Annotated in this window: 15 protein-coding genes; 6 read left to right on the top strand and 9 right to left on the bottom strand. The window is 30.2% G+C overall.

What is annotated here, in order from left to right:
• Positions 1-224: 224 nt before the first annotated feature.
• The 3 genes from IUY40_RS06970 (at position 225) to IUY40_RS06980 (ending at position 5,855) form a co-directional block, all read left to right on the top strand.
• Complete coding sequence (locus IUY40_RS06970) at positions 225-2,585, top strand: mechanosensitive ion channel domain-containing protein (RefSeq protein ID WP_229335433.1); 2,361 nt, start codon at positions 225-227, stop codon at positions 2,583-2,585.
• Positions 2,586-3,140: 555 nt separating this feature from the next.
• Complete coding sequence (locus IUY40_RS06975) at positions 3,141-3,878, top strand: hypothetical protein (RefSeq protein ID WP_195736143.1); 738 nt, start codon at positions 3,141-3,143, stop codon at positions 3,876-3,878.
• Positions 3,879-4,310: 432 nt separating this feature from the next.
• Complete coding sequence (locus IUY40_RS06980) at positions 4,311-5,855, top strand: hypothetical protein (RefSeq protein ID WP_195736144.1); 1,545 nt, start codon at positions 4,311-4,313, stop codon at positions 5,853-5,855.
• A 589-nt stretch (positions 5,856-6,444) separates the two neighbouring features.
• On the opposite strand, the gene IUY40_RS06985 is transcribed toward IUY40_RS06980, so the two are convergent.
• From IUY40_RS06985 to IUY40_RS07010, 6 genes are all read right to left on the bottom strand, one after another.
• Positions 6,445-7,377, bottom strand: coding sequence for a type IX secretion system membrane protein PorP/SprF (locus tag IUY40_RS06985; RefSeq protein ID WP_195736145.1), 933 nt, complete (start codon positions 7,375-7,377; stop codon positions 6,445-6,447).
• Between the two features lie 156 nt (positions 7,378-7,533).
• Complete coding sequence (locus IUY40_RS06990) at positions 7,534-8,532, bottom strand: AraC family transcriptional regulator (protein ID WP_195736146.1); 999 nt, start codon at positions 8,530-8,532, stop codon at positions 7,534-7,536.
• A complete protein-coding gene (locus tag IUY40_RS06995) occupies positions 8,532-9,515 on the bottom strand; it encodes an AraC family transcriptional regulator (RefSeq protein ID WP_195736147.1) in 984 nt (327 codons plus the stop codon). The genes IUY40_RS06990 and IUY40_RS06995 overlap by 1 nt, the downstream gene beginning before the upstream one ends.
• A gap of 775 nt (positions 9,516-10,290) precedes the next feature.
• Positions 10,291-11,421: an efflux RND transporter periplasmic adaptor subunit gene (locus IUY40_RS07000; protein WP_195736148.1), complete on the bottom strand. Its 1,131-nt coding sequence runs from the start codon at positions 11,419-11,421 to the stop codon at positions 10,291-10,293.
• A 4-nt stretch (positions 11,422-11,425) separates the two neighbouring features.
• Positions 11,426-15,805, bottom strand: coding sequence for a CusA/CzcA family heavy metal efflux RND transporter (locus IUY40_RS07005; protein WP_195736149.1), 4,380 nt, complete (start codon positions 15,803-15,805; stop codon positions 11,426-11,428).
• Positions 15,806-15,888: 83 nt separating this feature from the next.
• On the bottom strand, positions 15,889-16,266 hold the full coding sequence (locus tag IUY40_RS07010; protein WP_195736150.1) for a hypothetical protein: 378 nt from the start codon (positions 16,264-16,266) through the stop codon (positions 15,889-15,891).
• 458 nt (positions 16,267-16,724) lie between these two features.
• On the opposite strand from IUY40_RS07010, the gene IUY40_RS07015 reads away from it, so the two are divergent.
• Positions 16,725-17,363 carry a peroxiredoxin-like family protein gene (locus IUY40_RS07015; protein WP_195736151.1) on the top strand — a complete coding sequence of 213 codons (639 nt, stop codon included), beginning with the start codon at positions 16,725-16,727 and terminating at the stop codon, positions 17,361-17,363.
• Between the two features lie 258 nt (positions 17,364-17,621).
• On the opposite strand, the gene IUY40_RS07020 is transcribed toward IUY40_RS07015, so the two are convergent.
• The 3 genes from IUY40_RS07020 to IUY40_RS07030 all read right to left on the bottom strand — a co-directional run bounded on the left by IUY40_RS07020 (position 17,622) and on the right by IUY40_RS07030 (position 19,177).
• The gene (locus IUY40_RS07020) at positions 17,622-17,768 is read right to left on the bottom strand and encodes a hypothetical protein (protein WP_195736152.1); all 147 of its coding nucleotides are present in this window, start codon (positions 17,766-17,768) and stop codon (positions 17,622-17,624) included.
• A gap of 598 nt (positions 17,769-18,366) precedes the next feature.
• Complete coding sequence (locus IUY40_RS07025) at positions 18,367-18,867, bottom strand: SRPBCC domain-containing protein (protein WP_195736153.1); 501 nt, start codon at positions 18,865-18,867, stop codon at positions 18,367-18,369.
• Positions 18,868-18,928: 61 nt separating this feature from the next.
• A complete protein-coding gene (locus tag IUY40_RS07030; protein WP_195736154.1) occupies positions 18,929-19,177 on the bottom strand; it encodes a hypothetical protein in 249 nt (82 codons plus the stop codon).
• A 549-nt stretch (positions 19,178-19,726) separates the two neighbouring features.
• Between IUY40_RS07030 and IUY40_RS07035 the strand changes: the two genes are divergently transcribed.
• The gene (locus tag IUY40_RS07035; protein ID WP_195736155.1) at positions 19,727-20,557 is read left to right on the top strand and encodes a Sir2 family NAD-dependent protein deacetylase; all 831 of its coding nucleotides are present in this window, start codon (positions 19,727-19,729) and stop codon (positions 20,555-20,557) included.
• A gap of 69 nt (positions 20,558-20,626) precedes the next feature.
• On the top strand, positions 20,627-21,055 hold the full coding sequence (locus IUY40_RS07040; RefSeq protein ID WP_195736156.1) for a hypothetical protein: 429 nt from the start codon (positions 20,627-20,629) through the stop codon (positions 21,053-21,055).
• Positions 21,056-21,060: the final 5 nt, after the last annotated feature.

The raw sequence follows: 21,060 nt of genomic DNA on the forward strand, positions 1-21,060 counted from the left end.
TGAACTTACATTACTTATATGGTGGATGTTTTTTGACCAAACAAATTACCTTAATTTTTAAAACAATATAAGTCATTTAAGGAAATATAAATTTTTAAACGCTTTGCTTAAACCAACTTAGCACATATTACATGGTTGCTTTTTAGTAAACAATACTTAAAGTTTGTATTTCATAAGCATTATACCCATCTATTTTCTAAATTTGAAGGCTAAACATGAGTTATATGATGCTTCTCAAAAACAAGATTATTTGTCTATTATCGTTACTAACAATATTCTTATTCTCTCCACTAGCATACTCGCAATCCTCTACTCCTACACCAAAAAATGAAGGTAGCGGAAAATTATTCGAAAGTACCTCCAATACCGATAGCGATTATCTTATGGCAATCGAAAAGGCTGGAGAAGTTGTCCAATCTGCATATAATGATGCTGATTTTGAAACAAACACATTTCATCTGTTTGCAGAAATCGACAGAACCCAACATAAATTAGATCTTATACTAACTAATTTAAAAGGTGCAAACCCCAATGTACGTAATCAGCAAATGTATCGTATTGTTCTACAAGAAATTCGTCAGGAACTAGATGAACAAAATGCTGCTATTAATTTGCGCAACAAAAACCTTGATAAAATCAAAAGCCGATTTGTCGACTTACGTAAAGACAAAGCTTTAATTACTCTTTTAAAAGATACAATTCTTCGTAAACAGTTTAAGAATGAATTTCTTAATCTGAAAAAAAGCTATTTGAGTACAGATAGTCTTATGAACCACAATCTAGAGATTTTAAATACCAAAAACAGGCTAACTGTACAAAGAAAGATTGCCGTGTCAAGTGCCCTTCTAACAGTTGAAAAGAAACTTGAAAAATCGAGTATAAGCATTCTTGGCAAAGAATATCCTTTTTTATGGAATACTAATGATACTATTGCTAAAAAAGAGATCTCTAAAAACATCAAAGGAAAAGTTGCTATAGAAAATAGTGTAGTCAATTATTACTTAAACTACAGTATGAGTGGATTAATCACTTTGGCTTTTTTTATGGGATTATTAGCATGGTATATATCACGCAATCTTAAATACCTAAAAAATAACAATCACTTTGATAACCTTTCTCTTCTTAATTTTAAATACCTAAACAGTAGTATCATCGTTCCTATAATTGTAATTGGTCTCAATATTGCTATAGTAAGTAACTTATATGCTCCCGCATTATTTATAGAATTATTGCAACTGATTCTACTTGTGGCCCTTACTATTCTTTTTAAAAATCATTGGTCTAAAGAATCTATGCGAAACTTGTTTCTCTTAGTAGGACTATTTTCGATACTTTGTTTTTTAGATTTGTTTATCGGGATTAGCTTGTTTCAGCGTTGTGCTTTTATCGTGATTAATGTCTTAGGAATACGATATGGTTTAGTACAACTAAAGAGTATAAAAGATCAATTATACATAAAGGCTTTCTTTAAGTTAGCTAGTATAATATTCATTACCCTAACTATTTTGGCTATAATTTTTAATGTTTTCGGAAGAGTTTCCCTTTCAAATATGCTTAGCCTTACTGCCTTTATTGCAATTACCCAAATTATTGCTCTTAGTGTGCTTTTAAAAATAATTTTAGAAATTATCCTTTTACAAATATATACTACAAGAATTAAACGTGGTATCGAAACTATTTTTGATCATGAAAGCTTATCAGATAATCTAAAAAAACCATTCATAATAGTAATTAGTTATATGTGGTTGGTTGTAATTGCATCTAATTTAAATATTTGGGAGTCGCTGCGTACTTCATTTAAATCAATTCTTACCCATCCTAATACTATCGGAAGCATCACTTTTACTCTAGAAAATATTGTTTTATTTTTTATTATAATCTGGATAGCCCATCTTCTGCAAAAATATGTTGCTTACTTTTTTGGTGAAGTTGATGAAGAAAATGAAGAGAACGTAAATAAACGTCAGCATTCTAAATTATTAATCACACGTCTTGTTGTGTTAATTGGCGGCTATTTATTGGCTGTAGCAGCATCTGGAATGCCATTAGACAAACTTAGCATCTTATTAGGTGCTTTAGGAGTTGGTGTTGGACTCGGTTTGCAAAACATTGTAAGTAACTTTGTATCTGGTATTATTTTGATCTTTGATAAACCGATACAAATTGGTGATGTTATCGAGATTAGCTCTCAATCGGGTCGTGTAAAAGCAATGGGACTCCGTACTACCAAAATTAATGCTCCAAATGGTGCTGAAATAATTATTCCAAATGGTAATTTATTATCTCAAAATATAACCAACTGGACCTACACAGATAATTTTAAACTTGTAGAAATTTCCTTTGAAGTAATAGGTGATATAATTCCAGAAAACATTAACCTAATCGTATTAGAAGCATTAAAGAGTCAGTCGTTGATAAATGATTCTAGAACTCCACAAATTTATTACACTGCCATATCCGATGGAAATTATAAATTATTAGTAAAATTTTGGTGCAGTATTTACCGTACCGAAGAAACAATCAGTAGTGCTCGTCAGGCACTATTTAGTAATTTTAAAAATAAAGGACTAACCTTTTCAACCTAAATAGACTTAAGAATAAAAATTTAAAAAACTAATCATAGTATCAGTTTGGATTTTTTTTAACAAGGTATAAATATGCTAAAATTTAGGCAATAGACTATCTATATAATTTATAGTAAATTTTGATAATAAATTTATTTTGAGCGCACTCAAACAGTTATAATAAAATAAATTTAAAAAATTTCAAAGAATACGAATAAATAACCCGCTAATTTTCAAAAAAACTATTAGAAATATCATCTATTTTTATATGATTTTTGAATCTCTAATTAAACAGCTCTTAAAAAGAAAACAATCAACTAAGCGTACTGAAATACACCATTTTACAACTGAATTATTAAAAAATAGAACTACACAAATAATAAGCAAATCCACTGAGAATAAAGCTTTTTAAAAGCTATAGATTAATGAAATGAATCATAATTTTTCTATAATTTGTCTTTTATCAGACCCTTTAGAAAAGTTAAAATACCTATATTTACTTTTTAGTGCACAAAATTACGTTGAACCAATAGTCAATATCTATAACGTAAAGCCAATTAATTTTAAGCAGTTAAGATGGGAAAACATACCATAACAGAAGAAATAGTATTATTAGAAGACAATCCAATAGCCAATAAGCTAATAAAAAAAGCTGATTTATTACCTGATTCAGAATCTCAGTTAGATTCTATTAAAAAGAAGGAAAGACCTATTCAAGATTCTAGTATCCCATATAGGGATTTGACAAATGTTGCTAGTAAAAAAGAAAGTATTGGCCAACTCATTAAAAAACTAAATGTTGAAACTAATATTAGGTATCAAATAACTACAGAAGATACTTATTGTAATGTGTACTCATACGATTATTGTTATTTCAGTAAAGTGTACCTCCCAACTGTTTGGTGGACAAGAAAAGCGCTGGAAAGAATATTGCAAGGACAAGAAGAAAAAGCCGTTTTTAAACAAACTGTTGATCGCATTTATTCTAGTGCTTTACACGATTGGTTTCTAGAATGGGGAGCTAGTTTTGGCTGGGAAAGAATGCATACTGTTGATGAAATTCAAAACAAGGTAAATGCCAATGGTGGAATTGGGATAATCTGCGCAAAAAGAAAACAAAAAGGGCTCTCTGGACATATTGTTCCTGTTGTTCCCGAAACAGACACAAACAAAGCCTACCGTGAAAATGGTGTAGTAGTCTATCCGCTCCAATCACAAGCAGGAAAACTAAATTATAATTACTTTTCAGAGATTAGAAAAGATTGGTGGAATGATGAATTGTATTCTTCTTATGTACTTTATTACCATGAATAAATAAAAACAATCATCTTGACTGTTTAAAACAAAAATAATTACTGATTATCAATGTGTTACACAATTGGAAATCACGTAAAAAAGAACTACATTCGCTACTTGGAAAAAACATGAATAGCCAAAGTTATAATTGAACTATTCATCCGCTTAAATTATTGATATAAAAGCAATTAATGACAATCGTAATTTTATAACTTCATTATAAAATTTTACCTTTTTATCAATCTTTCAGTCGATACAAATGCAAGTTTCTGAGGACAAAATATAAATTTCTATAATTTTAAAAATAAAATTAAACGTTTTTAATGGATGCAACTATTATGTTAATCCATCACAAATTGTTTTGTCCCTATTTTAAACAGATTAAGCTCATATATTCAAATAAAGGCTTTAAAAATTTTAATTAATCACAAAAAAAGACAATTAGTATAAATGAAAAACACACAGACAAAAAAATATTATTGGGGCATAGGATTAGAAAATGAAACCTACTTGCAATTTGAAGACCCCTTAATAGTCTCTGGTGAGTTTATACAAGAAAAAATTGGTTTTGAGAGATACAGTATTGATTATAGAAAATGCTACAAACCAGATAGCTTGAATCCTTTGTTGAAAAAAGCATTTGGCTTAAATGAAAACTATTTAGTAAGCAGAATGATGAATAGTCATTCGTTAGAAAAACTAGATATAAACTATCAGCATAAAACATTAGCAGAAGTAATTCCATTACTTAATACTGCAGAAATAGTTGAACCAATTGAAAATCCTGAATATCTTGGAAAATCAATCATGGAGCTTTTCCTCGAGGATCAACCGTATAATATTCAAAGTATGATTACCCAAAGAAATAAAACAATGGGTTCTGTACATTTTGATGGAGATTCAATCGAGTTTGTAACTAAATATTTCGAAAATAGAACAATCGTAGACTCCTGCAAAGAGTTAAAGGCTACTAAAAAGCTATTTATTGATAAAATTAATGAATCAGCTGTGCTAAAAGAGAAATTAAACTTTCCTAAATACAATAATGGTCTTAATATGTTTATGACTAATCAGGAAAATCTGGTTTTATTTAATACTGGAACATATCATTTCCATATAACTTTACCAACATTAACAGAAGATAGTAGAATTATTAATTATAGTGATTTTGAAAAAACACATGCTAATGCAATTTATCTCTTACAATGGTTTGAGCCATTCTTTATAGCAACTCTAGGAAGTCCTGACATTATGGGAGTAATCAGTAATAAATATAATTTAGACAATAAATTCACTTTAGGCTCTATGAGAAATGCCATGTCACGTTACATAGGCGTAGGAACATATAACAAAGCCATGCCAAAAGGTAAAATACTAACGTATAACGTAGATGATTTTAGAAAGCTACTGAAATTTAAAAAAGAAGAAAATATCTGGTGGAGAGATCAAATTGAAGCTGACATGCAATATGAATTGCTTTCAGAACTGGGACTTGATTTTAATCAGGAAAAAATGTACCAAAGTGGTTTTGAATTCAGAAGCTTTGATGAGTTTCCAACTGAATATTTAGATGATGTTCTTTTATCGATTATTCTAATATGTGAGCATTCTTTAAATCTGCCAGATGTACAATGGGGACATGACAGTGCTGCTTGGAACAGTTTGGTTTATAAAACTTTAACAACTGGATACTTAACTGAAATTAATGAAGAAGAAAAGAACGAAGTGCTCAACTTATTACAGCTGTTAAATCCATCAGACAGTAACTACAATACCTTAAAATCTGAATTTGAAGCTATTGTAATGCTAGATCAGTTTTTCTTTAAAATTTTAGATGTTTTACATCATAAATATAAAGACAATAATGTTTGTTTAGATTCTATGTACGGACAAAAAACAAGCACTGCACCAAAATGGGATAACTTTAATAAATACCAAATAGAGAAGCATTTACAACAAACAACTCCAATCAAAATGCACTGCGAATTGGTTTAAAAATCTAAATTATTGAAGGCTTTATTGATAAACTAAAAGAATACTTAAAATAATTTCTATTTAAATAAGATATAAACTTGGGTTAGATTTTTTAATTAAAGTCTGACTCAAGTTTTTTTTTTGAGTTTATACTTGATTAGGAAATATTTACATCTTGTAAAAAATCATATGTTTATTAAATTAGCTACTATTATAAACTAAATATTCACCAATGAATAAACTCCCGAATTTAGATATAAAATAAGATGTAAAAATATCAAAGGAATTACTAAAAATAAATACATAGACATCTCATCAAGTAACTGAATACATTCAAAGTGTAGAATATGGATGAAATGAAAACAAAAATGATTTAAGAACCATTTTTAGAGGTAACTAAAAATACCTCTTTACCCCGATCTTTAATTATTATTTAAATAAGCTTTAAAATAAAACCTATACAGAATAAAGCTCTCAGAAATTCATTACCACAAAGCCATTTACATTCGTCAGAATATAACTTAATATAAACAACAAAGCCTATTTTCAACACTTGGAAGAAAATAAGCTTTGTTATGAGTTATCCCTAAGCTTAACTATTGCAATCGAATTAAAAACATCTATAACGAGTAATTTTTCGTTTTTTAGAAAGCTCATAACGAAAGAAAATCTCATGTGAACCTGAATTATAATTGGCTAACTTCGTTGTTTCGGCATCATAAGAATAACCAATTAACATTCCTTCTGATACCTGAAACCCTACCATTCCGCTTACAGCTGCACTCCATCTGTAAGCTATTCCAGCAGTAAATATTTCATCGAATATAAAATTAGCAGATAAATCCATTTGCAAAGGAGTACCTCTAACAATTTTTGTCAACATCGAAGGTTTAAACTTTAAATTATAATCTAAATCAAAAACATAACCCGCCATTAAATAATAACTCATACGCTCTTTAACTACAAAACTTGAAGCGGTATTATTTGCGCTTTTATCGTAATAACTTGTCTCCAGCATTTTAGGAACCGAGAGTCCTATATACGACACGTCTGAATACCAATAAACCCCTGCTCCTATATTTGGAGAAAATTTATTATCGATATTTTCCTGAAATCTTGGATCTGAAGGACTATATATATCTAGTTTTGTAAAATCTACATTTAGTAAATTAGCCGTAGCTTTTAATCCAAAGGATAGTTTATATATATCCGAAGTATTAATAGTGTAAGATAAATCACCTGAAATAGAATTCTCAGTCATGGGGCCAATTTTATCATTAATAATTGATACTCCCAACCCAACATTGCTGAATTCTATAGGTGCATTAATCGAAACTACATTTGTAACAGGAGCTCCGTCTAAACCTACCCACTGATTTCTATGTGTAGCAAAAATACTCATTACTTCGCGTGAGCCTGCATAAGCTGGATTAATACTTGTGGTATTGTACATATATTGTGTAAATTGAGATTCTCGTTGTGCCCAAGTAACATTACACATTGACAGAAGTAGTAGTAGTAACCCTAGTCTTTTGTTTTCCATTCTTTTAATTTTCTGTTTGCAAAATAATGCATTTTAAACCATACAATACGGTAAAAAAATATCACAATAAGTCTTTTTTTATAATCCTATTTATAAAGAAGATAGATATTAAAAAAACAAAGCAATATTCAACAAAACAGTAACATCGGCAGGAGTTTAATGAGTATTTTTTACAAAATCTTCAGAAGGCTTTCTTTCAAATTGTTTAAAATACTTTAAAGAGAAATAACTCAATGTACAAAAATTTAATTCTTTCGATACATCCATTAATGAATCAAAGCTTCCACTTTTAAGAAGTTTATTAGCCCGAAACAATTTTTCTCTCATAAAAAAATGATTCGGAGTATTAACAAACATTTTCTTAAATGAAGAAGTGTATTTTGAAACAGACATATTAGCCATATTAGCCAAAAATTGGATTCCTGGAAAATTTGCAGACAAATTGTCTAATAAATATTCTTTAGTAATATTTAAGAACTCTATTTCTTTTTCAGGAATATAATGAAGTATGGAAGCTTGATCAGAATAGCGATCAATAAACGTCCCCAATAACCTAAGCACAACTCCTTTTAAATAAATATCAAAAGTAGGATCCTGAAAGGATTTATTTTTAATATCATGTATAATTAGCATACTTTCGCTATCGATATGATCGTAGAAGAAAACATTATTTGTATTTTTTTTTGCTTTTCGTTTGTTACGTTCTCTTTGCACTCCGTTAATAACCGAAAAATTTAATAGGTCTTTAGCAACCAATAATCGTATTGCAAAAATGCGTTCACCTATAATTGGCTGAAAAACTTTGTCAACAACATTATCAAAGACTCCTAATCCCAAATTTGTTTTACATCCGGTCTTATCACCCTGAATATTAATCAAATTCATCCCATCACTAAGATCATAATGAATTATATACAGATCATCATCTGATTTAAGACTTTTTATATTGATTGATTTTTTAAATTTTAAATCCCAAATTACAACTGATAGCCCAGGAATAATTCCAGTAAAATAAAAACCTCCATCAGCAATATTTTTAGGCATTAATAATAGCTTATCTCCTTTTAACTCTGCTCCTAGCTGCTGAACAAGTAGCTGGGTAAATTGTTTTTGCCAATCTGCAGTTAAAGTATAAGTATGACTTACTTGTATCATTATTGCAGTAGTCTAATAAAATTCTTTGGAGACATCCCGAATAATTCCTTAAATTTTATAATAAAATAGGAGCTCCCAGCAAAATTCAATTCTTCAGAAACTTGTTTAATTGTTAATTGTTTTTCTTCTAAAAGCCTCTTAGATTCCAACAATTTACTATTCATGAAAAAATAATTTGGGGTCATTCCTGTGATTTTTTTGAAAAGTTTTTTATATTTTGACACTGACATATTTACTTCTTGAGCCAAGAAAGGAATACCTGGAAAGGCATACTTTATATTTTCTGTTAAATACATTTTAGATCTCATAATATTAGCCAAATCATCCTCATTAACAGTATCAATTACAATTTCATCAAAGGTTATTTTTTCTATAAACTCTGCTATAAGATTTAGTACTGTTCCTTTTAAATGAAATTCAAAAGATTTTTCCTGTATTTTTTTAGATCTTAAATTTACCAGAAGATTATAGCTTTTATTACTCATTCTTGTAAATTTAACTATCGTATTCTTTTTAGAGTCAAGTATATTATCTATGTGCTTTTTTAGTGCATGATTATTTTGAAAATATTCTTTAATTGTATCTTTTTTTATAAAAATACAAAGCGCAAAAGTTTCGCTTCCGCGTTTGACAATATAGTCTGAATGCAGCGTGCTATCAATAATAGCCATATTATAACTCCACCTTCCGATACGGTTTACAATATCATCTGATAATAGAGCTGCTCTACCTTCTGTAAGATTATAATAAACTCCTATAAAATCATCTGTTTTATTTACTTGTCTTAAATGAATTTCTGAATGATATACTACATCTAAATAAAGTGCTGAAATATTAGGATCACAATTTAAAACATACCGATCTCCTGTATGAATATAATCTGGCACTAAAATAAAATTACCCTCAACCTTTCCTTCAAGTTCTTTTGCAAGTGGTTCAACCCAATCAAGCTCTACTCCATAATGATGCGTAATTTTTTTCATTGTATTTCTTTAAATATTTTCACAAAACTAAACTCGTTTTGCAATAATATAATTTCAAAAAAAACTTTCATAATTAATGTGTAGTTCAATAAAATTGTATCTTATAGAATAGTTATCATTAAAAATCAAAAGACATGATTTTAAAACTGAGTTGCTTCATTTTATCCTTAAAACACAGAAAGTTTAAATGAAATAATATGCTTACAACACTTATAAAATATGCTAAAGCCGTATTTAATTATAAAGTAAATATAATAAAAAAAAATAGAAAAATCACAGAAATGAATTTTAAAATAGTCAATAAAATTAACATTTCATCCATTAAGTGTGATAATTTGTAGTAAAAAAAACGACCACAAATTAGTCAATATATTAAAATTCAACATATTGAAGTTATCCAAAAAACTAATGTCTTTGTCAAATATATTGAACAATTATTTTAGAGTTTTAGAAGTCATAAGTCCTATAAGTTTTAAAATAGAGAGCAAATTGGATGTTGAAAGAAAGCAAAAAACGTCTAATTTAGTAGTAGTTTCATCAAGTCTAACGGCTAAATTCATGTCTATTAATGCGAGGGAATTGTCCAACAGTTAAAAAATCGACCTTGCAAAGAGCACAACTAATTTACCCGTTTTTTGTCTATTTCACCGTCAGCCGAAGGAATCTATTTGGTTTGAATATGTAGAATTACATCCACCGGATTTTACTTAATAAATCACTATTAAATAAAAAAGGGCCAGCTCATGAACGGCCCTTTTAAAGTTTAATAACATTATTATTCTGCGCTATTCATAAAAGTCATTAAAAGTGTATATGCATTTTTAGTAACGATTTTAGATGATGAATTTATTAGTGCTGATTTAATTTGACGATACCCATCATTAGTCGCTCCAGGTGTTACAGCAATCATCTTATAATTATTATTTCCTGTATGTGTAAAAACAAAAAACTCACCCTGCCATCTCACCACTGCATCTTCTGGTACTGTAAGTGCTTTTTCGTTTTCAAATTCCACCTCGGCATTAATAAAAAGTCCCGGAAGTAACGAACTATCATATTGGTTAATTTTACAAACTACCTCAGCAGCCCTGTCATCATTAAGACTTTGATTTATATATGCGATTTTTGCAGTATATTTCTTTGATGGATTACTATTCGTAAAAGCCGTTACTGATTGTCCTACCGAGAGCAAGTGTACGTCTTTTTCAAAAGCATTCATCACAAGAACAATATCACTTATTTCCATTAATTCAAAGAGCATATCTGTTGGAGAAATATATTTACCTACGTTTACATTTACCTTTGATACCAAGCCATTTATTGGTGAAAGGATGGCTACTGTTTTGCTAATGTTTGATGCTGTAAGTGTTTTTACATGAATACCTAACAATGTTAACTTTTGTGCTAATGCTGCCATATTTATACGTTGCGTCTGCATTTCTGTAACAGTTTGCTCTAACAGTTTATCGCTGCTTGCTTTCTTAGCATTTAGTTCTTTTTGTCTGTTGAATTCACTTTGAGATAATTGAAACTTTTCTTTGGCAGTAAGATAATCCTGCTGAAGTTGTATGTATTGCATGTCTTCTACTACTGCTAACAATTGCCCTTTTTTAACCTGCATTCCTGCCATTAAATCAGTCTTTTTAATATATCCTCCTAATGGAATACTAATACTCACAACGCTTTTAGGCGGTACAGTAACAGTTCCCTGAAGATTTAATATTCCTTTTACATTTTTTTCTTGAGGATTACCTGTTATCAACCCAGCATTCTTTACTTGCTCGTCAGTTAATTGTATGCTGCTTTCCTGCTTGTTAGCTTCTGCATTATTTTGTTGCTCTTTTTTATCACTTTTACAGGATACTATAAATAACATCCCTAAAATTGCGGTTATATATGCTCTCATTATATTATAAATTAGTAAGGGTTTGAAGATTAACTATTGCTTGATTATAATTATTAATCCTATCGAGATATTCGTTTTTTATTGTTATTGCCTGGTTTACTACCAACACCCACTGGAGGTAATCAATATCTCCATTTTCTAATTGACTATTGGCTGCATCTATGATAATTGCTGCATTTTTAAGCCCATCACTTTCATAGTAGTAGAGACTCTCTTCATATTTTTCGACTTCACTTAAGGCATTGGTAATCGCAGTTTTTATTTCAATTTTTGTCGCCTCTGCCATTGTTTGGTAATTCTCATACTCAATTTTGGCGGCTTTATTACGTGCTGATTGACTCGAATAAAACAACGGAATAGATAATCCTAAATTAACGTAGCTAAATCTGTTATTACTGTCATAATAAACATCCTGTCCTGTGTTATTAGTTTGCGTACCTATAATGCTTAAATTATTATATCCCACTGTAATATCGGGTAACATTTTAGCTTGTTCCGTTTTCCATTTCCATTTTGCTGCAGCTGCAATATGATTCGAAAGCTTTATCTGTGGTAATTCAGTTATATTAGATTTATCCTTTACCGAGGTATTAAAATCATTCTTAATATTTTCTGAAACTGGAATATACGTTATACTATCCTGAAGAACTGCATTAAACGATCGAATTGTAATATCGATATCTCTATTTACCATTGTAAGCTGGTTGGTATAAAATTGTCTGGCAGATTGCGAAGCACTTTTTTCAAGTACATTTGTTTCTCCTGTTTTATATCGCAAATCCGACTTTTGCTCCATTAGCCTATAAATAGAATCAGCATACGTCAGCAATTCTTTTTTACTGTTTAACCATATATAAGAGTAAAAAAGATTTCTCACATTTGATTTAATCTGCTGTGTTGTTAACTGTGATTCTGCCTTAGCCGCATAGTAATTTTCTGTTAGGTTTTTTTTCTGATTACTATACACTGTCGGAAAAGCAAAGGTTTGACTAATACCGAAGCGGCTATCATTAAGTCGGCTGTTAAACTGACCATAATCTGCATCTAACGAAGTTTTCGGAATATCAAAAGCTGATTTCTGAAGTTGTTCTTTTGATTTTTCATTCAACTGTGCCGATTTTACTTTTTTATTATTCTGAATCGCTATAGATAAAGATTGATCTAGTGATATAGGCAACTGTTGTGCCTGAACTGAAGTAGTAATAAATAAACCAACAAGTAATAATGCCAATTTATCAATTTTATTTTTTTTCATTTTTTTTGTAAACACTTTGGTATGATAAGTCATTAAATAAATAGAAGGAAGTACAAATAGCGTAAGTAATGTTGCTGTTAAAAGTCCTCCAATAACTACTGTTGCAAGCGGGCGTTGTACCTCTGCTCCTGCGCCATTACTTAATGCCATTGGCAAGAAGCCTAATGAAGCCACTGCAGCTGTCATTAATACTGGACGCAACCTGTTTTTTGTTCCTGTAATAATAATTTGTATGGCATCGGTAATTTCGCCAAGCTTCTGTATTCGGTTAAACTCTGATATTAAAACAATTCCGTTTAGTACCGCTACTCCAAAGAGCGCAATAAATCCAACACCTGCTGATATACTAAATGGCATATCACGCAAAGCAAGTCCAAAAACTCCTCCTATAGCTGATAATGGAATTGCTGTAAAAATTATAATTCCTTCTTTTAAAGATCTAAATGCAAAGTATAGTAGTGCTAAAATCATTAATAATGCAGCCGGAACTGCAACACCAAGACGTGATTTTGCTTCTTGCAAGTTTTCGAATGTACCTCCATAAGTAATATAGTAACCAGGATCAAATTTTATTTGGCTATTTACTTTTTTCTGTAATTCCTCTACTATAGATTCTACATCACGTCCTCTAACATTAAAACCTACAATTATCCTTCTTTTAGCATTTTCACGTTGTATCTGGTTTGGACCTTCTATTTCTTTTACTGATGCTACCTGATATAATGGAATTTGCATTCCCGTAGGAGTTGCTATCAATAAATTACGTACATCTGAGATGTCTTTTCGTCCGCTATCCTCTACCCTAACAACCATGTCAAAGCGTTTTTCTCCTTCATAAATACTACCTGCTACTGCTCCTGCAAAAGCTGCATTTACTGTTTTATTTATATCTGAAACATAGATGCCGTATTTAGCCATTTCTGCCCAATCATAATCAATTACAATTTGAGGCATTCCTGTAACTTTCTCTACATAAAGATCTGTAGCTCCATCTACTGTTTTACCAATATCACCTAATTTCTCTGCATATTCAGCAAGTTTATCAAGATCTTCTCCATAAATTTTACATACAACATCTTGTTTTGCTCCTGTCATCAATTCATTAAAACGCATTTGAACTGGAAACTGAAAGCCTGTGGTAACTCCCGGAGCAACTTGTTTTACAGTTTCGGTCATTTTATCTGCTAATTCTGGAAATGAGGAAGCACTTGTCCATTCTGATTTGTCTTTTAAAACAATAATCATATCTCCTCCCTCAATAGGCATTGGATCTGTGGGAATCTCAGCACTTCCTATTCTTGAAACTACCTTTTCTACTTCTGGATAGTTGGTTTTAAGGGCTACTGATATTTTTTGAATTGTTTCTGTAGTTGTCGAAAGATTAGTTCCCAATAGTAAACGTGTTTCTACTGCAAAATCTCCTTCTTCTAGCTGTGGAATGAACTCTCCTCCCATCCTAGAAAACACAAGCAATGCGATTCCAAATAAAACAAATGCCGAAATCACGATACCCTTTCTTACGCGTAAAGCTTTAGACAACCACTTTTCATAATAGAACTCTAGCCTAGCCATAATTCTATCTGAAAGATTTGGCTTATGATTCATATTCTTACTTATAAACAACGAACTAACCATTGGTACATAGGTAAGTGATAGTATGAATGCTCCTAGAATAGCAAAAGCAACTGTTTGTGCCATTGGTTTAAACATTTTACCCTCTATCCCTTCTAGTGATAGTATAGGCAGATAAACGATAAGGATAATTATTTGTCCAAATACTGCTGCATTCATCATACGCCCTGCTGACCCTGTAACCTCTTTATCCATATCTTCTTGCGAAAGATTATCTATTCCCTTATATTTCTTGGTACTGTGCAAATGGTGCAATATCGCTTCGACTATAATTACTGCCCCATCTACTATCAATCCAAAATCAAGTGCTCCAAGGCTCATAAGATTGCCACTTACTCCAAAAGTGTTCATCATAATAATTGCAAACAGCATCGCCAGCGGAATTACTGATGCTACAATAAACCCTGCTCTTAAATTCCCTAAAAACAATACCAGTACCAAAACAACAATCAATGCCCCTTCAATAAGGTTTTTTTGAACGGTACCAATAGCATTATCTACCATTTTCGTACGATCTAAAAAAGGCTCTATTTTTAAACCTTCTGGTAAGATTTTCTCTATTTCGGCAACACGTTTCTTTACATCTACGATAACATTATTCGCATTTTCTCCTTTAAGCATCATCACTATCCCGCCTACAGATTCTCCTAGATCGTCTGTTGTTAATGCCCCGTATCGTATTGCCGAAGACATTTTTACATCGGCAATATCTTTTATAAGAATTGGTGTTCCTGCCTGTGTGTTCTTTACAATAATATTCTGAATATCACTTATATTCTTAGTAAGTCCAACGCTTCGAATATAAAGTACCGTTGGTCCTTTCTCAATATAGGCTCCCCCTGTGTTTTCGTTATTGCTGCTTAATGCCGTAAAAACCTCTTTTATAGTAAGACTTTGAGCTTTTAGTCGCGCTGGATTAACTGCAATTTCATATTGTTTTAATTTTCCTCCAAAAGTAGCTACATCAGCAATTCCGGGAGTTCCTAAAAGTTGTCTTCTAATGGTCCAGTCCTGAATTGTTCTTAAATCCTCTAGAGAATACTTGGCTTCATAACCTGGTTGTGGTTTTACAACATATTGATATATTTCGCCAAGTCCAGTTGTAGCAGGTGCCATTTCGGGTTTACTGGCGTTTTCGTCTATCTCTACTTTTTGTAAGCGTTCAGCAACTTGCTGGCGCGCCCAATACACATCAGTATCATCATCAAAAACGATAGTCACCAACGAAAGTCCGAAGCGAGAAATACTACGGCTTTCTTTCAGCTGCGGAATATTGCTAATTGCCTGTTCTATCGGAAAAGTTATAAGACGCTCTACATCTTCTGCTCCCAGAGATGGAGCTGTTGTAATAATTTGCACTTGATTGTTTGTGATGTCCGGAACAGCATCAATAGGTAAACGACTCACTTCGTACACGCCATAAATAATCCATAGCAATGTAAAAACGCCAATTACCAGTTTATTCTTAACTGAAAATTGTATTATCTTATTAAGCATAACTTGATTTAATTTTAGAAATAATAATGCGATGGCTAAAACATATAAAATGCCCTAACCACAATAAAAATTTGAAAATTAAATTATGCTACAGGAGGCCTGAATACCGAAAATAAAGCGGGGTTAGAATGTAAATTGCATGTATATGGAATACTGTTAGTCTGGGTTAGACTAATAGAAAAAGGAATATAAATTGCATGTTTGTCTGTGGGTATAAATACAAGCTGTAAGGAATAACCACTTATATTTTTAAAAGGAAGCTGCATATCTCGATCAGCATCATCATCGTCTAAATCCTCACCCCAATAATGCATGGCTAAAAAATCAATAAAACTTACTTTACTTATTTCTTTATGTTCTTTAAAATGCTCAAACAATACCGGCAGTTTATAAAATTGCTGAAAAACCCCGATATTACAAGCTATTAAAAAAATGAATATGTAAATAATATTTTTTTTCACTTCACAAATTTAGCTTTTATACCTAAATGATTCTTATCAATAGCTACATGAAAACAACTTTTATCATTACATAAACACAAATAAACTAAAACTTACTTTTTGCTATCCAAATTAACAAAAAACATACAGTATTACAACTTATAAAAATAATTATCTAAACTTATTGCAGCTAAAACTATATCTAATTGATGTAAATTGTTATTCCACTCAACAAAAAACAATCTTCCCAAGACCATATCCAATCTTTAACTTGATTCTACATATAATAAAATTAAAGATATTTAAATTCATAAAACAGATCCTTTTTATGGTGATTTCAAATGAATAATTTTATTTTAATCTGTTCTCCCCTTTATTTACATAATAGTGACTTTTTTAACTCTATGAGACAATAATATGCGTTATTGCCCATGTAGACTATATTTCAAATCTTTACAAAATAATCAAATAAAAAAAGCATGAATAGTTTAGCAAAGCAAATTAAAAACCTCAACAATCAATTATCACAACAAGTTCCGCAGGAAGTATTAGAAGTATTTGAAAAATCAATCAACGATTTAAAAATGCAAAATATTGATAAAAAAAGTATCAAAATTGGCGATATCGTAACTCCTTTTTCATTACTAAATACAAAAAATCAACTCATACATTCCAAAGACATCCTTAAAAAAGGCAAAACAATACTGGCTTTTTATCGAGGAAGCTGGTGTCCATACTGCAATCTAGAACTTCGAGAGTTACAAAATAATATAACTAAAATAACAGATAAAAAGGCAACTCTTCTAGCTATTTCTCCACAAAGTTCAGATCACAGCATGGCACTTACTGAAAAACACGAATTAACTTTTGAAGTTTTGACCGATAAAAATAATAAGCTGGCCAAGCAATTAGGTATTAGTTTTAAACTACAAGAATTTGCTCTACCAATTTATCAGGCAATAGGAATTAATTTAGAAGAATTTAATCAGAATGATGAAAATACATTGCCAATTCCAGCAGTCTTTGTAATAGATACTGATGGTTCTGTAATCTATAAATTCATAGATACCGATTATAGAAACAGACTTGATATTGATGAATTAATACAATCTTTATAAATGAATTTTAAAATACACTTAAGTCAGAAACCCATAAAAAGCTCAATTCATGCGAATTGAGCTTTTTATTAAAATTGTTCTCTTAAAACATATCCTGCCCTTCTAAATATACTATTTGAAATTTAAAATATCACTCCGAACTTATAAGGGGCTAAAATAAAACCCTAAAAGTGATTAATAGCCAATGATTATTTTCAATATCATGAAATTAAGACAACAAAATTACACAAGCCTACATAATGTCTTAATTAAATATCGCTATACAATTTGATAAATCATAAAAACAGCAATAAAAGAAACTACAGCAAAAACTATAGAGTTGACGATTCTATCTTTTCTCTTCATCGATTTTTGTGATATATCTAGTCTCGAAATATATTTTTTTCTTATTCTATTAACTTTCATATTTTTTATTTTAATTCGCAACGTTTTACGTCTATGTTACTATTGTATAGTCTCAAAAATTTATTTTATCAAAATGGTAATATTGATTCGTACCTACTTAAAACAAATGATATGCCAAAACAGCTACAATAAACTAACAAACTAAATGACAAATAGTTACTAAAATAAATAATTACTACTTAATATATAATACCTATCAAAATGATACTATTATCCTCAAAATGAAATGATTTAAAATTTTTTAGAATAAATATTCCGTTAGAATACTTGTACAAACTCGGTAAGTTTTATCTCCAATAATTTTTTCCAAATGTTCTCTCGAATTACAGTTGATTACACATATAAAAAATTGAGGAGCCAAAAATTCTGATGATGAAGAAAATTTATAAGCTACCAACTAAATACATTGCTTTCGTGTAGAAAAGTTATTTGCTGATTTTGCTGAATTAGGATTAGGATTAGGATGTAAAGGTATTATAAGCAGAGAGAGCTTATAAGTTTTGTATTTGCAGAAAAAAATAACGCTTCAATAAATAACAATACTAATAAATAGCCTCGAGGCCTTTATGTTTATTTACAACTGTTATTAAAAATGAAATCAATTTTTCGATAAAACTGTTAATAGATTTTCTAAGTTATTTATTGTAATAGTAAATCCTTCTTTAAATCCCATTTCAATCATCTTCTCTAAGCGATCAAGGGATTCATTATAAATACTAATACTAACTTTTGTTATTCCGTTTTGTTCACTAAAATTGAAATCCCATTCAGAACCAGGCAACTCAGGATTCTCCTCTTTGTCAGCAAAAGCATTAAACATTTTAAAATTAGTTTCTGGAGTAATAGAGGTATATTTCTGAATTGACCAGCGCTCTAAACCTTCAGGGCTTACCATAGCATAAAATCTTCGTCCACCCACTTCAAAATTCATAAATTTTGTTTTGGATAACCACGGCTTTGGTGCCCACCATTGATCAAGAATTGCTTGTTTGGTAAAAGCATCCCATACTAGCGAAAGATTAGCAGCAAATTCTTTAGTTATATAAACCGTTTGTATTGTTTTGTCAACTGCAAAATCAAATAGTAAATCATTCTTCATTTTTCTATTCTTTAAATTGTTGATAAAGGCAGAATCATAAGATATTAAACACTCTTCACTCCTACTTATAAAGTGATATCGTGTCTGCTAGGTTTTCTCTATTAATGAATGCAGTAATAAAATCTTGCACTTCATTAGTGTTTTCTAAAGAAGTTTCAAATGAATTAATGTGAAAATCATCATCTTGATCCAGAATATGTATAATTTCTGTGTACCCCTTCGAAATTAAGCTGCCTTTTAACTTAATTATATTCAACTGTTGTTGCCCATTCAACTCTTTTCGAACTTTTAGTTTTATAGCTTTTTCCATTTTAAATATTTTTAAATTACATAGATCTATCAATACTTACTACCAAATATAAAAATTAATAACGCTACAATTTACATAAAAAACGAAATATAATACATTATTTATAAACAGGAAAATGAGATGAAAAATTAACTTATTAACCTAGATTTAGGTTCTTTTTGACCTTCTATAATTTGTTATCAACACTAAATCGTAATATGACTTTTCTAAAAACAATTCCAGATAACTAATCTCTCCAAATTATATTAGACAGAAGTAACTGTTCCTTTCCAACTTAATTCTTTTAAGATCACTATCATCAATCACTTGTATGTACTTTTCGTATGCTATTTTAATTTTATATTCTGATACAAATTTTATTTCTTTATCACATCCAGTAGCACAAGAGACCACAGTAATCAGAAAATATCATTTTTATTCTTATCTTAATTTACTGAAATTGACAAATAAAATTTACTAGTTTTACTGAAAGAAAATTGCGACAAAAAAATCACTATACTTATTTTTTTGTTTCAAAATTAGCCCATAAATTAAGTAGAAAATTAGATAATGAAAGAACAACTTAATGAAATCATAAAGCACGTTTATAATAAAAAAAGCAGAAATCTTTTTACATTCTTGACTGGTGCCGGAATTTCTGCAGAAAGTGGTATTCCAACCTACAGAGGAGTAGATGGTATATGGATAAAAGGAACTAAATTTCATAAGCCAGAGGAATTTGGGACATTAAAATATTTTAAAGAAAATCCCGAAGAAGTCTGGCAGTATTCACTTTTTAGAAAAAAGATGTTTGAAGATGCTCAACCAAATGAAAGTCATCGTGAAATACTGGAAATTGAAAACCTTATGCAAGATAAGTTTCATTTAATTACTCAAAACATTGATAATTTACACAAAAGAGCTGGTACGAAAAGAATATATGAAATACATGGAAACAACAGAGAGATTAAATGTTCGAATGGCTGTAAGGGAATTGAAAAACTCTCTGTTGAAATTAAAGGGAAAGACATAGACGAAGATTTAACAGAGAAAGATATCGAATTACTAAAGTGTAAAGAATGTAACAGCTGGATGAGGCCAAATATTTTATGGTTTGATGAGCGCTATGATGAAAAAACAAACAAAAGATTTAGTGCTTTAAAAATAGCTAAAAACTCAGGCGTTCTTTTTATTGTTGGAACATCAGGAGCTACCAATTTGCCAATTACAATTGCAGAAACGACATTAAAATACGGTGGAACAATCGTTGATATAAATACAGAAGATAATTTATTTACAGAGCTTATTAAACACAATAAAAATAAAATTATCATACGTGAAACTTCAACCCAAATGCTAAAAACAATACGAGAAATAATGCAAAACATTATACAAGAATAAACACCACTATATTTTACCTCAAAATTAAGCTATACAGCGATTCATTAAACAATTTATAATACTAAAATCATGTGCGACACCGGAAAAGAAATTAAACTTTGTACTTGCGTTCCAAATGGTATAAACTCAATTGTACATAATAAAAAATCTAGAAAATTTAAAAAATTACGTAACGAATTTACTTGGACGTTAAAAAAATATGTCGGTGACAGTGATTTTACAATGGATGGAATGATAATTTTCCCTCTTGATGCATTATCAGAAGATTTAACAAATAAAAAAATGCTCGTAGCGCTTAATAGCAAAAATTGTTTTGATTTCGATTATATACCCAACGAAGGAGATAATCTTCGAATTGATACTCCGCATACAAATCAAAAGTTTTTATCATTTATCTATCGAAAAGGTGAATGGGTACCTGATTTTTATGACGGCTTCCGTGATAAAACAGAAAAAATAAATTATGGGAAAGTAACTTTTGAAAATAGTGACATTTAATCCCC

It is taken from the genome of Flavobacterium sp. ALJ2, assembly GCF_015594725.1.
GTDB lineage: Bacteria > Bacteroidota > Bacteroidia > Flavobacteriales > Flavobacteriaceae > Flavobacterium.

What these genes read in the sequence shown, in the direction of transcription:
- IUY40_RS06980 (WP_195736144.1), top strand. Translation starts at nt 4,311, where the DNA reads ATGAAAAACACACAGACAAAAAAATATTATTGGGGCATAGGATTAGAA.
- IUY40_RS07030 (WP_195736154.1), bottom strand. Translation starts at nt 19,177, where the DNA reads ATGGAAAAAGCTATAAAACTAAAAGTTCGAAAAGAGTTGAATGGGCAA.
- IUY40_RS07020 (WP_195736152.1), bottom strand. Translation starts at nt 17,768, where the DNA reads ATGAAAGTTAATAGAATAAGAAAAAAATATATTTCGAGACTAGATATA.
- IUY40_RS07015 (WP_195736151.1), top strand. Translation starts at nt 16,725, where the DNA reads ATGAATAGTTTAGCAAAGCAAATTAAAAACCTCAACAATCAATTATCA.
- IUY40_RS07040 (WP_195736156.1), top strand. Translation starts at nt 20,627, where the DNA reads ATGTGCGACACCGGAAAAGAAATTAAACTTTGTACTTGCGTTCCAAAT.
- IUY40_RS06975 (WP_195736143.1), top strand. Translation starts at nt 3,141, where the DNA reads ATGGGAAAACATACCATAACAGAAGAAATAGTATTATTAGAAGACAAT.
- IUY40_RS06990 (WP_195736146.1), bottom strand. Translation starts at nt 8,532, where the DNA reads ATGATACAAGTAAGTCATACTTATACTTTAACTGCAGATTGGCAAAAA.
- IUY40_RS07025 (WP_195736153.1), bottom strand. Translation starts at nt 18,867, where the DNA reads ATGAAGAATGATTTACTATTTGATTTTGCAGTTGACAAAACAATACAA.
- IUY40_RS07000 (WP_195736148.1), bottom strand. Translation starts at nt 11,421, where the DNA reads ATGAGAGCATATATAACCGCAATTTTAGGGATGTTATTTATAGTATCC.
- IUY40_RS07005 (WP_195736149.1), bottom strand. Translation starts at nt 15,805, where the DNA reads ATGCTTAATAAGATAATACAATTTTCAGTTAAGAATAAACTGGTAATT.
- IUY40_RS06995 (WP_195736147.1), bottom strand. Translation starts at nt 9,515, where the DNA reads ATGAAAAAAATTACGCATCATTATGGAGTAGAGCTTGATTGGGTTGAA.
- IUY40_RS06985 (WP_195736145.1), bottom strand. Translation starts at nt 7,377, where the DNA reads ATGGAAAACAAAAGACTAGGGTTACTACTACTACTTCTGTCAATGTGT.
- IUY40_RS07035 (WP_195736155.1), top strand. Translation starts at nt 19,727, where the DNA reads ATGAAAGAACAACTTAATGAAATCATAAAGCACGTTTATAATAAAAAA.
- IUY40_RS06970 (WP_229335433.1), top strand. Translation starts at nt 225, where the DNA reads ATGATGCTTCTCAAAAACAAGATTATTTGTCTATTATCGTTACTAACA.